15 protein-coding genes are annotated in these 14,433 nt (G+C 67.7%); 13 read left to right on the forward strand and 2 right to left on the reverse strand.

Translation table 11 applies throughout. The features are described from left to right. The 9 genes from ACYVE7_RS05590 to ACYVE7_RS05630 form a co-directional block, all read left to right on the forward strand. On the forward strand, window positions 1–819 hold an 819-nt coding region (locus ACYVE7_RS05590), incomplete at its 5' end, for a molybdopterin-dependent oxidoreductase (protein ID WP_460363451.1). Continuing rightward, complete coding sequence (gene nuoH, locus ACYVE7_RS05595) at window positions 819–2,123, forward strand: NADH-quinone oxidoreductase subunit NuoH (RefSeq protein ID WP_460363452.1); 1,305 nt, start codon at window positions 819–821, stop codon at window positions 2,121–2,123. The genes ACYVE7_RS05590 and nuoH, both read left to right, overlap by 1 nt. After that, entirely contained in the window at window positions 2,110–2,676 is a 567-nt protein-coding gene (gene nuoI, locus ACYVE7_RS05600) for an NADH-quinone oxidoreductase subunit NuoI (RefSeq protein WP_460363453.1), read from the forward strand. Before nuoH ends, nuoI begins: the two co-directional genes overlap by 14 nt. Further along, window positions 2,676–3,365 carry an NADH-quinone oxidoreductase subunit J gene (locus ACYVE7_RS05605; RefSeq protein WP_460363454.1) on the forward strand — a complete coding sequence of 230 codons (690 nt, stop codon included), beginning with the start codon at window positions 2,676–2,678 and terminating at the stop codon, window positions 3,363–3,365. Before nuoI ends, ACYVE7_RS05605 begins: the two co-directional genes overlap by 1 nt. Next, a complete protein-coding gene (gene nuoK, locus ACYVE7_RS05610) occupies window positions 3,362–3,655 on the forward strand; it encodes an NADH-quinone oxidoreductase subunit NuoK (protein WP_460363455.1) in 294 nt (97 codons plus the stop codon). The genes ACYVE7_RS05605 and nuoK overlap by 4 nt, the downstream gene beginning before the upstream one ends. Before the next feature lie 9 nt (window positions 3,656–3,664). Then, on the forward strand, window positions 3,665–5,554 hold the full coding sequence (nuoL, locus tag ACYVE7_RS05615; protein WP_460363456.1) for an NADH-quinone oxidoreductase subunit L: 1,890 nt from the start codon (window positions 3,665–3,667) through the stop codon (window positions 5,552–5,554). Continuing rightward, window positions 5,554–7,077 carry an NADH-quinone oxidoreductase subunit M gene (locus ACYVE7_RS05620; protein ID WP_460363457.1) on the forward strand — a complete coding sequence of 508 codons (1,524 nt, stop codon included), beginning with the start codon at window positions 5,554–5,556 and terminating at the stop codon, window positions 7,075–7,077. The genes nuoL and ACYVE7_RS05620 overlap by 1 nt, the downstream gene beginning before the upstream one ends. Then, window positions 7,074–8,666 (forward strand): NADH-quinone oxidoreductase subunit NuoN, encoded by a 1,593-nt coding sequence (nuoN, locus tag ACYVE7_RS05625; protein ID WP_460363458.1) that lies wholly within the window; start codon window positions 7,074–7,076, stop codon window positions 8,664–8,666. Before ACYVE7_RS05620 ends, nuoN begins: the two co-directional genes overlap by 4 nt. A gap of 15 nt (window positions 8,667–8,681) precedes the next feature. Next, window positions 8,682–9,677 (forward strand): polyprenyl synthetase family protein, encoded by a 996-nt coding sequence (locus tag ACYVE7_RS05630; RefSeq protein ID WP_460363459.1) that lies wholly within the window; start codon window positions 8,682–8,684, stop codon window positions 9,675–9,677. A 33-nt stretch (window positions 9,678–9,710) separates the two neighbouring features. Here the strand turns inward: ACYVE7_RS05630 and ACYVE7_RS05635 are convergent, their stop codons facing one another. Both ACYVE7_RS05635 and rarD read right to left on the reverse strand, forming a co-directional pair. Beyond that, window positions 9,711–10,376, reverse strand: a complete 666-nt coding sequence (locus tag ACYVE7_RS05635; protein WP_460363460.1) for a C39 family peptidase — start codon at window positions 10,374–10,376, stop codon at window positions 9,711–9,713. Between the two features lie 75 nt (window positions 10,377–10,451). Continuing rightward, window positions 10,452–11,363 (reverse strand): EamA family transporter RarD, encoded by a 912-nt coding sequence (rarD, locus tag ACYVE7_RS05640; protein ID WP_460363461.1) that lies wholly within the window; start codon window positions 11,361–11,363, stop codon window positions 10,452–10,454. A 106-nt stretch (window positions 11,364–11,469) separates the two neighbouring features. Between rarD and msrA the strand changes: the two genes are divergently transcribed. The 4 genes from msrA to ACYVE7_RS05660 all read left to right on the forward strand — a co-directional run bounded on the left by msrA (window position 11,470) and on the right by ACYVE7_RS05660 (window position 14,433). After that, window positions 11,470–12,126 (forward strand): peptide-methionine (S)-S-oxide reductase MsrA, encoded by a 657-nt coding sequence (msrA, locus tag ACYVE7_RS05645; RefSeq protein ID WP_460363462.1) that lies wholly within the window; start codon window positions 11,470–11,472, stop codon window positions 12,124–12,126. An 81-nt stretch (window positions 12,127–12,207) separates the two neighbouring features. Further along, window positions 12,208–13,359, forward strand: coding sequence for a helix-turn-helix domain-containing protein (locus tag ACYVE7_RS05650; protein ID WP_460363463.1), 1,152 nt, complete (start codon window positions 12,208–12,210; stop codon window positions 13,357–13,359). Window positions 13,360–13,673: 314 nt separating this feature from the next. Then, window positions 13,674–13,970: a hypothetical protein gene (locus ACYVE7_RS05655; protein ID WP_460363464.1), complete on the forward strand. Its 297-nt coding sequence runs from the start codon at window positions 13,674–13,676 to the stop codon at window positions 13,968–13,970. Beyond that, window positions 13,918–14,433: a DUF6879 family protein gene (locus ACYVE7_RS05660; protein ID WP_460363465.1), complete on the forward strand. Its 516-nt coding sequence runs from the start codon at window positions 13,918–13,920 to the stop codon at window positions 14,431–14,433. Before ACYVE7_RS05655 ends, ACYVE7_RS05660 begins: the two co-directional genes overlap by 53 nt.

The raw sequence follows: 14,433 nt of genomic DNA on the forward strand, positions 1-14,433 counted from the left end.
GAGGTCGCCCGCGTCTGGGGTGTCGGCGCGCTGCCGGCCGAACCGGGCCGCGACACCGACTCCGTCCTGGCCGCCGCGGCGACCGGGGAGATCGAGGCGCTGGTCATCGGCGGGGTCGACCTGTACGACCTGGCCGACCCGCAGGCCGCGGCGGCGGCACTGGCCGAAACCCAGTTCATCGTCTCGCTGGAGCAGCGGGTCAGCGCGATCACCGACCGCGCCGATGTCGTCCTGCCCGTCGCGACCGTCACCGAGAAGTCGGGGACGTTCGTGAACTGGGAGGGCCGCGGCCGTCCGTTCGAGACGGCGCTCAAGGTGCCGGGCCTCATGTCCGACCTGAAGGTGCTCGGCGCGATCGCCGACGAGATGGACGTCCACCTGGGTCTACCCGACCCGGCCGCCGTCCGCCGCGAGCTGTCCGAGCTCGGCTCCTACCGGGGGATCCGGCCCGCCGCCCCGCACCAGCTCGCCGAGTTCAGCTTCTCGCCCGGCGACGGCGAAGCCGTCCTGGCCACCTGGAAGCTGCTCCTGGACGACGGCCGGATGCAGGACGGCGAACCGCACCTGCACGGCACCGCCCGTCCCTGCGTCGCGAAGATCTCGGCCAAGACCGCGGCGGAGAACGGCATCGACGGCGAGGTGACCGTCTCGACGGCCCGCGGCTCGATCACCGTCCCCGCCGAGTCCGCCGACCTCCCCGACGGCGTGATCTGGCTCCCCGCCAACTCCTCGGGGATCAACCTGCTGCGTGACCTCGGAGCCGCTACCGGCTCCCTGGTGAAGATCGATTCGACGGCGAAGAGCGGAGGTGTGCGCTGATGGACCCCACACTTCCCGGCTTCGGGCAGGACCCGTGGTGGCTGGTCCTGGGCAAGGTCGTGGTCGTCTTCGTCTTCCTGGTCGTGACGGTGCTGCTGTCCATGTGGGTGGAGCGGCGCGTCATCGGCCGGATGCAGTTGCGGCTCGGCCCCAACCGGTGCGGCCCGTTCGGCCTGCTCCAGGGTCTGGCCGACGGCGTGAAGCTGGCGCTGAAGGAGGACATCGTCCCCTCCGGCGTCGACAAGATCGTCTTCTGGACGGCTCCGGTGATCTCCGCGATCCCCGCGTTCATCTCCTTCATCATCATCCCGTTCGGCCCCACCGTCTCGGTGTTCGGCCACCAGACCCCGCTGCAGGGCACCGACCTCCCGGTCGCCGTCCTGCTGGTGCTCGCGATGAGCTCCATCGGCGTCTACGGGATCGTGCTGGCGGGCTGGGCGTCGATGTCGCCTTACTCGCTGCTGGGCGGGCTGCGTTCCAGCGCCCAGGTGATCTCGTACGAGATCGCGATGGGGCTGTCGTTCGTGGCGGTGTTCCTGTTCGCGGGGACCCTGTCCACCAGCGGCATCGTCGAGGCGCAGACCGACCGCTGGTTCGTGGTCATGCTGCTGCCGTCCTTCATCATCTACGTGATCACGATGATGGGCGAGTCCAACCGCATCCCCTTCGACCTCCCCGAGGGCGAAGGCGAGATCGTCGGCGGCTTCCACACCGAGTACTCGTCGCTGAAGTTCGCGATGTTCTTCCTCGCCGAGTACATCAACCTCGCCACGCTCTCCGCGCTCGCCACCACGCTGTTCCTCGGCGGCTGGCGCGCCCCCGCCCCGATCTCGACGGTCTGGGCGGGCGCCAACGAGGGCTGGTGGCCGATCCTGTGGTTCCTCGCCAAGCTCTGGATGTTCATCTTCTTCTTCGTCTGGCTGCGGGCCTCGCTGCCGCGCGTCCGCTACGACCAGCTGATGAAGCTCGGCTGGAAGGTCCTCATGCCGGCTTCGCTCGGCTGGATCCTGCTGGTCGCGACCATCCGCGCGCTCCGCAACGAGGGCCACGACATGGCGTCCGTCGGCATCCTCGCCGGCGTGCTCATCGGCCTCGTCCTGGTCGGCTCGATCGTCTGGGACATGACCAAGAAGCCCAAGGGGCAGCTCGTCCCCGACCTCGACCCGGCGGCGGCCGTCAAGCGGGACCCGTTCGCGGGCGGATTCCCCGTGCCGCCGCTCGACGCCCCGCACTACCACGGAGCCGGCGTCCCCTCGCCTCGCGCCGCGATCCACAAGGAGGAGGTGGAAAGTGGGACTCTTTGACAATCTTCTTCCGGCCCCCGTCAAGGGGTTCGGGGTCGCCTTCCACCAGATGTTCACCAAGGTGGAGACGGTCCAGTACCCGGAGGTGAAGAAGCCGACGGCCCCGCGCTTCCACGGACGTCACCAGCTCAACCGCTGGCCCGACGGACTGGAGAAGTGCATCGGGTGCGAACTGTGCGCCTGGGCCTGTCCCGCCGACGCGATCTACGTCGAGGCGGGCGACAACACCGAGGACGAGCGGTTCTCCCCCGGGGAGCGGTTCGGCCGCGTCTACCAGATCAACTATCTGCGCTGCATCCTGTGCGGACTCTGCATCGAGGCGTGCCCGACCCGGGCGCTCACGATGACCAACGAGTACGAGCTGGCCGACGACAGCCGCGAATCGCTGATCTACACCAAGGAGATGCTGCTCGCCCCGCTCCGCGAAGGCATGGAGCAGCCGCCGCACCCGATGCTCCTCGGCGACACCGAGGAGGACTACTACCGTCTGGGCCTGCCCGGCACGGCGGCCGAGTCCGGCTCGCATCAGGGTGCAGGGAAGGAGGAGCACTGATGGTCGCCTTCTGGATCCTCGGCACCCTCGCCTGTGTCTCCGCCCTCGCCATGATCTTCCAGCGGAAGGCCGTGTACTCGGCGCTGCTGCTGGCGGTCGTCATGCTGAGCCTCGCCGTGCTCTACGCCGTGCAGGACGCCCCGTTCCTGGCGTTCGTGCAGGTCATCGTGTACACCGGCGCGGTGCTGATGCTGTTCCTGTTCGTGCTGATGCTGGTGGGCGTCGCGTCCACCGACTCCCTCGTGGAGACCATCAGCGGCCAGCGGTTCTGGGCGGCGGTCGCCGCGCTCGGCTTCGGCGGCCTGCTGGTCTTCGGGCTCGGCGGCGCGACGTTCGCCAAGTACAACGGGCTCGCCGCCGCCAACGCCCAGGGCAACGTCCTCGGCCTGGCCCGGCTGATCTTCACCAAGTACGTGTTCGCGTTCGAGGTGACCAGCGCGCTGCTCATCACGGCGGCGCTCGGCGCGATGGTCCTGGCGCACAAGGAGCGCGTCTCGCCGAAGCTGACCCAGCGCCAGCTCTCGGAGGAACGCTTCAAGTCCGGCGCCCACCCGGGCAACCTGCCGGGCCCCGGCACCTACGCCCGGCACAACGCGGTCGACATGCCCGCGCTGCTGCCCGACGGCTCCATCTCCGAACTCTCCCTCAACCCGGTCATCGCAACACGGAAGGAGGTGGAGGGCGGATGACCCACTACCTGGTCCTTTCGGCGATCCTGTTCACCATCGGGGCGGCGGGCGTGCTCATCCGGCGCAACGCGATCGTGGTGTTCATGTGCGTGGAGCTGATGCTCAACGCCACCAACCTCGCCTTCGTCAGCTTCTCCAAGCAGCACGGCAACCTCGACGGCCAGATCATCGCGTTCTTCGTGATGGTCGTCGCCGCCGCCGAGGTCGTGGTCGGGCTCGCGATCATCATGACCATCTTCCGATCCCGCAGGTCCTCGTCGGTCGACGACGCGAACCTGCTGAAGTACTAGGGGGCGGGAGTGGAACACCTGTTGAAAGCGGAAGGCGCCCAGTCGGTCGCCTGGCTGCTGATCGCCCTGCCCCTCGCGGGCGCGGCGTTCCTGCTGCTCGCCGGACGCGTCACCGACAAGTGGGGCCACTATCTGGCCACGCTGCTGTCGGCGTCGTCGGCCGTGCTCGGTTTCGTCATGTTCTTCCAGATGCTGGGCTACTCCGCGCACGAGCGCGGCCGTGAACTGCACCTTTACGAATACTTCGTGACCGGCAAGTTCAAAGTCGACATGGGTCTGCAGATCGACCAGTTGTCGATCAGCTTCGTCCTTCTGATCACTTTCGTCGGCACGCTGATCCACATCTATTCGATCGGCTACATGGCGCACGACCCCAACCGTCGTCGCTTCTTCGCCTATCTGAACCTGTTCGTCGCCGCGATGCTCCTGCTGGTGCTCGCCGACAACTACCTCGGGTTGTACGTCGGTTGGGAGGGCGTGGGTCTCGCGTCCTACCTGCTCATCGGGTTCTGGCAGCAGAAGCCGGCCGCCGCGACGGCCGCGAAGAAGGCGTTCGTCGTCAACCGCGTCGGCGACTTCGGGCTCTCCATCGCGATCATGTTGATGTTCGCGACGTTCGGCACGATCTCCTACGCGGGCGTGTTCGGCCTTTCCGAGCAGGGCTCCAAGGGCGTCATGACGGCCATCGGCCTGATGCTGCTGCTCGGCGCGTGCGGCAAGTCCGCGCAGCTCCCGCTGCAGTCCTGGCTGCTGGACGCCATGGAGGGCCCGACCCCGGTGTCGGCGCTCATCCACGCGGCGACCATGGTCACCGCGGGCGTCTACCTGATCGTCCGGTCCGGGCCGATCTTCGAGATGTCGGAGACGGCGCAGCTCGTCGTCACGATCGTCGGCGCGGCCACGCTGCTCGCCGGTGCGATCATCGGTTGCGCCAAGGACGACATCAAGAAGGCGCTCGCCGGTTCGACGATGTCGCAGATCGGCTACATGGTGCTCGCCGCGGGCCTCGGCCCCGTCGGCTACGCCTTCGCCATCGCCCACCTCATCGCGCACGGCTTCTTCAAGGCCGGGATGTTCCTCGGCGCCGGCTCGGTCATGCACGCGATGAACGACGATGTGAACATGCGCAGGTACGGCGCGCTCCGCACCGTCATGCTGATCACGTTCGGCACGTTCTTCCTGGGCTATCTCGCGATCATCGGGGTGCCGCCGTTCTCCGGGTTCTTCACCAAGGACGGCATCATCGAGGCCGCCTGGCACCAGAACCCGGTGCTCGGCGTCTGCACGGTCGTCGGCGCGGCCATCACCGCGTTCTACATGTCGCGGCTGGTCTTCATGACCTTCTTCGGCAAGGCGCGCTGGAACGACGACGACCACCCGCACGAGTCCCCGCTGATCATGACGATCCCGCTGATGATCCTCGCGGTCGGGTCCGCCTTCCTGGGCGGCTTCCTGATGCTGGGCCACCGGTTCCAGGAGTTCCTGGAGCCCGTGACCCGCGAGGAGATCGAGTCGCACTCGCTGGTCACGCCCGTCGGGATCGTCACGCTGGTGCTGGTCGTCATCGGGGTCGGGATCGCCTGGTTCATGTACGGCGCCAGGCCGGTGCCGAAGGAGGAGCCGCGTGGCTCCTTCCTCACGGTCTTCGCCCGCAAGGACCTGTACGGCGACGCCATCAACGAGTCGCTCATCATGCGTCCCGGCCAGTGGATCACCCGGCTCGCCGTGTGGTTCGACAACCGGGGCATCGACGGGCTCGTCAACGGGCTCGCCGCGCTCATCGGCGGCACGTCCGGGCGGGTGCGCCGTCTCCAGACGGGCTACGTCCGGTCCTACGCCCTTTCCATGTTCGTAGGCGCCGGGATCCTCGTCGCCGTCCTGCTGGTGGTGAGGGTCTGATGCTGACTCTGCTCATCGCTCTTCCCGCCGTCGGAGCGCTCGTTCTCGCGCTGCTGCCGAAGGCGAACGAGGAGCTGGCCAAGTACGTCGCACTGGGCGTGTCGGTGGTGACGGCCGGTCTGGCGATCGGCCTCGCGACCCGCTTCGAGATCGGGGGCGCGCGCTACCAGTTCACCGAGTCCCACTGGTGGATCAAGGACTTCGGGGTGCGCTGGGCGCTCGGGCTCGACGGCATCGCGCTGACGCTCGTCCTGCTCTCGGTGATCCTGGTGCCGCTGGTCCTGCTGGTCTCCTGGACGCCCGCCGAACGCTACGGCGGCGCCTCCGAGGAGGCCCCGCCGGCCCGGTCGGCCAAGGTGTACTTCGCGCTGATCCTGGTGATGGAGTCGATGATGATCGGGGTCTTCGCGGCCACCGACGTCTTCCTCTTCTACGTCTTCTTCGAAGCGATCCTGATCCCGGTCTACTTCCTGGTCGGGATCTTCGGCGGGCCGCAGCGGTCGTACGCGGCCGTCAAGTTCCTGCTGTACTCGCTGTTCGGCGGGCTGCTCATGCTGGCCGCCGTCATCGGCCTGTACGTCACGGCAGGGAAGGACTCGTTCCTCCTGGACGACCTGATCGGCGCGAACATCGACCCGAACACGGCGAAGTGGCTGTTCATGGGCTTCTTCATCGCGTTCGCGATCAAGGCGCCGATGGTGCCGGTCCACACGTGGCTGCCGGACACCGCCGCCCAGGCCCCGGCCGGGGCGCTGGTGCTGATCGTCGGCGTGCTCGACAAGATCGGCACCTACGGCATGATCCGGTTCTGTCTGGAGCTGTTCCCCGGCGCGTCGCGGTGGGCCACGCCGGTCGTCATCACCTTCGCGGTGATCTCGATCGTCTACGGCGCGGTCCTCGCGATCGGCCAGGTCGACCTGAAGCGCCTCATCGCCTACACGTCGGTGTCGCACTTCGGCTTCATCGTGCTCGGCATCTTCGCGATGACGACGTCGGCGCAGTCCGGCGCGGCGCTGTACATGGTGAACCACGGGTTCTCGACCGGGGCGCTGTTCCTGGCCGCCGGGTTCCTCATCTCGCGGCGCGGCTCGGCCAGGATCGACGCCTACGGCGGAGTCCAGAAGGTCGCGCCGCTGCTCGCCGGGACGTTCCTCATCGCCGGCCTGTCCGGTCTGGCGCTGCCGGGGCTCTCGTCGTTCGTGTCGGAGTTCCTGGTCCTGGTCGGCACTTTCTCGCGGTACGAAGCGCCGGCGATCATCGCGACCGTCGCGATCGTCCTGGCGGCCGTCTACATCCTCTGGACCTACCAGCGGATCGCCGGCGGGCCGCCGAAGGTGTCCTTCCCCGATCTCAACAAGCGCGAGCTCGTCGCGATCGGGCCGATTCTCGCGATCATCGTGGTCCTCGGCTTCTTTCCCGGGCCGATCATCAATGTGATCAACCCTTCCGTGGAGCACACCCTGTCGATCGTCGAACCGCAGGGTGACCCGGCTCCCACCGTGGCCGAAGGAGTGAAGCCATGATCACGGCTTCCGGGGACATCCCCGCCCCCCATCTGGAGTACGGCCAGCTCGCCCCGATGCTGATCGTGTTCGGGGTAGCCATTCTCGGGGTGCTCGTCGAGGCGCTGGCCTCGCGGGAGTGGCGGCTGCCGATCCAGGTTCCGCTCGCGTTCGCGGGCCTGGGCGCCGCACTTGTGTGGACGGTCATCATGGCCGTCAACGACAAGACGTTCCACGTGGCCGCCGAAGGGGCGATCGCCGTGGACGGGCCGACCTTCTTCCTGCAGGGCACCATCCTGGTGCTGTCGCTGCTGAGCCTGCTGCTCATCGCCGACCGGCAGAAGGACACCTTCGCGGCACAGGCCGCGGCGGTGCCCGGCACCGAGGCCGAGGCCGAGTCGCTCACCGCGGGCGGCATCCACACCGAGATCTTCCCGCTGGTCATGTTCGCGGTCGGCGGGATGCTCATGTTCCCCGCCTCGAACGACCTGCTGACGATGTTCGTCGCGCTGGAAGTCATGTCGCTGCCGCTGTACCTGCTGTGCGGGCTGGCGCGCCGTCGCCGGCTGCTCTCGCAGGAGGCGGCCGTCAAGTACTTCCTGCTCGGCGCGTTCTCGTCGGCGTTCTTCCTGTTCGGCGTCGCGATGCTGTACGGGTACGCGGGCAGCGTGAAGCTCGGCGACATCTCCCAGGTCATCCAGACCGGGGTGACGGTCGTGCCCGCCGACATGGCGAGCAAGGTCCAGCCGCAAGACGCCAACGACGTGCTCCTGTACGTCGGGGTCGCGCTGCTGGCCGTCGGGCTGCTGTTCAAGATCGGCGCGGTGCCGTTCCAGTCGTGGAAGCCGGACGTCTACCAGGGCGCGCCGACCCCCGTCACGGCGCTCATGGCGTCCGGGACCCTGGTCGCGGCGATGGGCGCGCTGCTCCGCGTGTTCTACGTGTCGTTCGAGCAGATGCGCTGGGACTGGCGGCCCGTCATGTGGGGTGTGGCCATCATCACGATGGTGCTCGGCGCGATCGTCGCCATCACCCAGACCGACATCAAGCGGCTGCTGGCGTACTCCTCGATCGCCCACGCGGGCTTCCTGCTCACCGGCATGATCGCGACGTCGGAGACCGGTCTGTCGGCCGTCCTGTTCTATCTGGCGGCCTACGGGGCGACCACGGTCGGCGCGTTCGCCGTCATCACGATGGTCCGGGACTCGGGCGGCGAGGCGGGGCACCTGTCCCGCTGGGCCGGGCTCGGGAAGCGGTCGCCGATCGTCGCGGGGATCTTCGCGTTCTTCCTGCTGGCTTTCGCCGGCATCCCGCTGACCAGCGGGTTCACCGGGAAGTTCGCGGTCTTCGAGGCGGCCGTCGCGGGCGGTGCCGCCCCGCTGGTCGTGGTCGGCGTCGTCAGCTCCGCAATCGCGGCGTTCTTCTACGTTCGGGTCATCGTGGTCATGTTCTTCAGTGACCCCGAGCCCGACGGGCCGTCCGTCGTGGTCGCGCCGGGCACCGCGACGGCGGTGGCGCTGGGGCTAGCGGCTACTGTGATACTTGGTGTACTCCCGCAACCGCTTCTCGACCTTGCGGGTCAGGCCGCCGGTCAGCTTTTCGTTCGTTAGAGGGGGACAGCCGAAGTGAGTGCTGCCGTTCCGTTCGGTCTGCGAGTGGACGACGCGCTCGCCGCGCGTATGCAGGAGGGGCTCGATGCCGTCGAATCCCTGCTCATGGAGACGGTGCACAGCGACGACTCGCTGCTCACCGAGGCTTCCCGGCATCTCGTCGTCGCCGGCGGCAAACGGTTCCGGCCCATGCTGGTGCTGCTCGCCGCCGAGTTCGGCGACCCGGACGCCGCCGGGGTCGTCCCGTCGGCGGTCGTGGTCGAACTGACCCATCTGGCGACCCTCTACCACGACGACGTCATGGACGAGGCCCCGCTCCGGCGGGGCCAGGTCTCCGCGAACTCGCGGTGGACCAACACCATCGCCATCCTCACCGGCGACTACCTGTTCGCCCGGGCCTCGGATCTGCTCGCGGATCTGGGGTCCGAGGCGGTCCGGATCCAGGCGCGGACCTTCGCGCGGCTCGTCAGGGGCCAGATCCAGGAGACCGTCGGCCCCGGCGAGGACGCCGACCCGCTCAAGCACTACCTGCAGGTCATGGCCGACAAGACCGGGTCGCTGATCGCGACGTCCGGGCAGTTCGGAGCGATGATGGCGGGGGCGGCCCCGCATGTGGTCGACACCGTCACCTCGGCCTGCGAGAAGATCGGGGTGGCGTTCCAGCTCTCCGACGACATCCTGGACATCGCGTCGGAGTCGGAGCAGTCGGGCAAGACCCCGGGCACCGACCTGCGCGAAGGCATCAAGACCCTGCCGATGCTGCACGTCCTGGCCTCGACCGACCCGGCCGACGCACGGCTCAAGGAGCTGCTGAGCGGCCCCATCGCCGACGACGACCTGCACGCCGAGGCCCTGGCCGCGCTCCGCGCCCACCCGGCCATGGACCGGGCGATCGCCGACACCCGGCAGTGGGCCGAGGACGCCCGCGCCGAACTGCTCACCCTGCCCGACGTGCCCGCCCGGACGGCCCTGGAAGGGCTCTGCGACTACGTCGTCTCCCGGACGGGCTGAGCCGGCCCCCGGACGGGCTGAACCGGCCCGCGCTCAGCGCTTGGTGATGTAGTAGATCCCCGCGTAGCGCTGCTTGCTGTTGGACTGGGTGGCCTTGGCCAGGACGTCCAGGGGCACGTCGTGGGTGCCGCCGGTGCCCAGGTAGTTGTACGGGTCCCAGATCCGGATCGTCCTGGTCTTCTTGTTGTAGCCGTAGGCCAGGATGATGTGCCCGACGTCCTTCTTGAACTGGCCCTTGTACCAGGGCAGCCGCGCCATGTACACCTGCAGCGGGACGGCCTTGCGGAGCCGGCCCACGTCGTGGACGACGCGCTTGGCGAGCTGGGCCGGCTTGTGGACGTCGCTCTTGAGCGTGTACCGGTAGCCCTTCTTGGCGGCGTACGGGTTGAGCGCCCGGACGGCCGAGCTGTCCCAGGTGCCGCCGATCGCCTCGCTGGTCTTCATCTTCCTGGCGAGGACCTTCTGGTCGACCTTGATGCCCATGGTGCTGAGCGACAGGGCGCCGGTGGTGGGGCTGCACCACCACCACTTCCGCTGGAACACCCCGTTGATCTTCAGCTCGATGCTGCTCGGGGTGCCTCTGGTGTCGATCTTCTCGGCCGGGACGGCCTTGCGCGCCGGCACGGCCGCGTGGGCGGGGGCAGGGGCGATGCCGAGGAGCAGCACGAGGGGCACTACCGTGCCGAGGACCTTCTTCACCTGGAATGACTCCGAAATTTCGGGACGTTTGCCGAAAGCCTGCCGAACCCTACCCGCTGTGGCAAGGGGTACGGGTCAGGCAGCCGCAGGTTCTCGTTGCGGCTGCTGCGCTTCGACCCGGATGCGGTGGGCGTTGCGCAGGGCGTCCCAGGTGAGCAGGGAGAGCGCCAGCCAGACCAGGGCGAACCCCGACCAGCGGCTCGCCGGCATCACCTCGTGCTGGACGACCCAGCCCACCAGGAACTGCAGGACGGGCGCGAGGTACTGCATCAGCCCGACCGTCGACAGGGGGAGCCGCCGGGCGGCCTCGTTGAAGCACATCAGCGGGACGGCCGTCACGGCCCCCAGCAGGACGATCAGCACGACGTTCCGGACGCCCTCGTGGCCGAACGCGGCGGTGCCGTGGGCCTGCATCCAGACCGTCGCGCCCAGCGCGGGCACGAACAGGACGGCCGACTCGAACGCCATGCTCTCCGCCGACCCCATCGACGCCGACTTCTTCATCAGCCCGTAGGTCCCGAAGGACAGCGCCAGGACCAGCGAGATCCACGGCGGCCGCCCGTAGTCGACCGCCAGGACGATCACCGCGAGCGCCCCGATGGTCAGCGCGACCCACTGCCACCGGCGCAGCCGCTCCCGCAGGATCAGCACCCCCATCACCACGGTGACCAGCGGGTTGATGAAGTAGCCGAGGGCCGCCTCGATGGTGTGGCCGCTGTTGACGGCGTAGATGTAGACGCCCCAGTTGGCGGCGATCGTCAGGGCGGCGACCGTCAGGATCCCGGCCTGGCGGCGGCTGATCTGCCGCAGCCACGACCAGCCCTTGAACGCGACGAGCCCGAGACCGACCGTGAGCGCCGTCCAGAGGATCCGCTGGCTGAGGATCTCGCCGGCGCCCGCCGGCTTCAGCAGCGGGAAGTACAGCGGGAACGCACCCCACAGCCCGTAAGCCGCGAGTCCGTAAAGAAATCCCCTGCGCTGTTCCATGAGACGAAAGTAGCAACTTGTAAGGAACAAAACCATGCTCGGTGCTGTCCTTACGGGGTGATGACGCACTCACCGGTCCCCGCGAGGGCAGAGTTAAGGTGGAAGCATGTTCGGTGACAGGAAGACCGAGATGGTCGCCCCGGAGAAGGCTCTTCCCGGGCGCGAGACCCCGATCCAGGTGGCTCCGCGCCACACCGTCCTGGGCGGGCCGCTGGCTCCGCCCTATCCGGACGGTGCGGAGGTCGCCGACTTCGCGATGGGCTGTTTCTGGGGCGCCGAACGGATCTTCTGGCGTCAGCCGGGCGTCCTGTCGACGGCCGTCGGCTACCAGGGCGGTTACACGCCCAACCCGACGTATGAGGAGGTCTGCTCGGGCCGCACCGGCCACACCGAGGTCGTCCGTGTGGTCTTTGATCCGGCGGTGACCTCCTACGAGCAGCTCCTGAAGGTGTTCTGGGAGAACCACGACCCGACCCAGGGCTTCCGTCAGGGCAACGACGTCGGCACCCAGTACCGCAGCGCCGTCTACACCCACGGCGAGGCCCAGGCGAAGTCGGCCGCCGCGTCCCGCGACTCCTTCGCCCCGATCGTCCACGCCGCCGCCGGCCGCGACATCACCACCGAGATCGCCCCGGCCCCCGACTTCTTCTTCGCCGAGGACTACCACCAGCAGTACCTCTCCGACGCCAAAAACCCCAACGGCTACTGCAACATCGGCCCCAACGGCCTCACCTGCCCCATAGGCCTAGCCACCACCGACTGAGCTGGACGCTGCTCGACGAGATCAAGATCCTCTGGGCGGAAACCTTGGCTGATGTGGAGGTCGGGCGCTTAGCCTGAGACCATGCCGAATCTTGGTGAGAGGCTGAGAACTGTCCGGAAGCGGCGGGGGCTGTCTCAGCGTGATCTCGCGGCGCTGGCGGGGGTCTCGGTTTCACTGATTCGCAAGCTCGAGCAGGGAGAGCGGGACGATACCCGGCTTGAGACGCTGCGCAAGCTCGCGTCGGCTCTTGGCGTCCGCACTTCCGACTTGATTGTCAGGGTGGGGCCGGACGACCATACGGATCTGTGGTCCGCAGTGCGTGATGCGCTGTCCGGGTTGCGTGTGGAGGAACCCGAGGAGGAGCCGACGGCGGCCGGCGTCTCCAGAGTGATGGCGTCGCTCATGCCGTCGTTTTCGGGAGACAAGTACGGCGATCTCTCGGTCACGTTGCCGCCGCTGTTGCGAGATGCAGCGGCATTGGGGTCGGACGGCCGTCAGATCCGGTCTCGGCTACTGCACCACACGGGATGGTTGCTGACTCAAACCCGCCAGTTCGATGCCGCTGAAGTGGCGTTGCGGCAAGCGTTGGACGAGTCCATGGATCGGCTCGACAGTGCGGCGATCATCAATACTCAGTGCTGGCTGCTGATGCGGCAGGGGGACTTGCGAGGGACGCTTGACCTCGCCGCGCGTTGGGCGGATGACGTCGAGCCGCGCCTTTCGCGGGCGACCATCGAGGAGTTGTCGGCGTGGGGGTGGCTACTCGTGCGGATGAGTGCTGGAGCCGTCCGGAACGCTCAGTCGGGAGATGCCGAGGACGCTATCCGCCTCGCCCGTACGGCTGCCGTCGCGATGGGAGGGGAGTACTCCCCGCCAGGGGACTTCCTGCGGGCGTTCGGGCCGATGACGGTAGCGATGAAACGGGCCGAGAACGCGATGGTGGAAGATCGTCCCGATCGGGTGGTCAGCATGGCGGAGCGCATTCCGATCGGGGATCTGCGGCCGACGTCGAACAACCGGAACCGGCACCTGCTCGACGTCGCGAAGGCCCGCGTCCAGCTCCGTCAGTATCCGCAGGCATTCGACCTCTTGCAGCGCATTCGGAAGGATGCCCCGGAATGGATCACGAACCAGCGGTACGCGCGCGATGTACTCGGTCTACTCATCAGCAAGCGGCGCACTCTGACGTCGGATATGCGGGAGCTGGCTGACTATATCGATCTTGCCGTGTGACACCTCGTGGCACTTCCGCAACTGTCGAACCGAGAGTGTCATTGCTGCTCTGACCGAGCGGCACCGACTTGATCGCGCGCAATGCCCGCGAGGCGGAGGGCGCGACGAGTGCGGGGAGGGCGATGTGTGCCGGACTCAACCAGGAGGTGCGCTGTCAGCCGGATGCAGACGGGACGGGTAATGCAGTAGCTCTCGCATCCGATCATGGCCGCAACAGAAACCAACCGGTATCCATACACCACAGGCCTTGACTCGCTTCGGAGCGTGAGCGATGGTCTCGGTAGGTCACACCCCACATCTGGAGTGGCAAATCCATGCAAATCCCGGGCCCCGGGGACGATCTCCGGCTTGACTTCTACCTGAAGGACAGCGACTCCAAAGCCGACGACGACTGCCCCGCCTTCTACCGCACCGACCGCGGGTGGGGCGCTCAGGGCATGGAACGCTACGGGGATGCAGTCCGAGCACAGATGCGGGGATACAAGCCCGGCGAAACGTTCGTTGAGCTCCCCGATAGCTTGATCCACGCGTTCGTCCGGAAGTACGTGAAGGACACCTATGGAATTGATCTCCCCGAAGGACCGCCGGAGGCTCATCGAAGCGGCCTCTGAACACCTCCACCTCGAAACACGGGACACCTACGGCGGCGACCAAGAACTCATCGACGCCTGGAACGCCGGCGACCGCGCCCCGTTCTACGCGGCGACGAAGAGCTGGCGTGACGAGGTCGAAGCCGGAGTCGCAGCGGGCAAAACCTACCGGCGGATCCGCATCGTCTCCGAACCCCTCAGCCCCTACCAGGCATGGGCGATGGAGGTCGGCGACCCGTCGATCGCCGTCGGCGAAGACATCCGGATCTGCCCCCGCCGCCTCGTCTCCGAGATCGCCCTGCCCGGAAACGACTTCTGGCTCCTCGACGGGACCGCGGTGTTCACCGTGTTCTCCGGCGCCGACGACAAGCGCGTAGAGATCCAGCTCACCGACGACCCGCGGATCGTCGCGCTCTGCCGGGACGCGTTCGAGACCGTGTGGCCGCTCGCCGTCCCCCAGCTCACCTACCGGCCGTCTCTGTAG

The organism is Actinocorallia lasiicapitis (assembly GCF_054778695.1).

Coding starts and splice junctions, on each gene's coding strand:
- nuoH (WP_460363452.1), top strand. CDS start 819: ATGGACCCCACACTTCCCGGCTTCGGGCAGGACCCGTGGTGGCTGGTC.
- ACYVE7_RS05605 (WP_460363454.1), top strand. CDS start 2,676: ATGGTCGCCTTCTGGATCCTCGGCACCCTCGCCTGTGTCTCCGCCCTC.
- nuoK (WP_460363455.1), top strand. CDS start 3,362: ATGACCCACTACCTGGTCCTTTCGGCGATCCTGTTCACCATCGGGGCG.
- ACYVE7_RS05620 (WP_460363457.1), top strand. CDS start 5,554: ATGCTGACTCTGCTCATCGCTCTTCCCGCCGTCGGAGCGCTCGTTCTC.
- nuoN (WP_460363458.1), top strand. CDS start 7,074: ATGATCACGGCTTCCGGGGACATCCCCGCCCCCCATCTGGAGTACGGC.
- rarD (WP_460363461.1), bottom strand. CDS start 11,363: ATGGAACAGCGCAGGGGATTTCTTTACGGACTCGCGGCTTACGGGCTG.
- msrA (WP_460363462.1), top strand. CDS start 11,470: ATGTTCGGTGACAGGAAGACCGAGATGGTCGCCCCGGAGAAGGCTCTT.
- ACYVE7_RS05650 (WP_460363463.1), top strand. CDS start 12,208: ATGCCGAATCTTGGTGAGAGGCTGAGAACTGTCCGGAAGCGGCGGGGG.
- ACYVE7_RS05655 (WP_460363464.1), top strand. CDS start 13,674: ATGCAAATCCCGGGCCCCGGGGACGATCTCCGGCTTGACTTCTACCTG.
- ACYVE7_RS05660 (WP_460363465.1), top strand. CDS start 13,918: ATGGAATTGATCTCCCCGAAGGACCGCCGGAGGCTCATCGAAGCGGCC.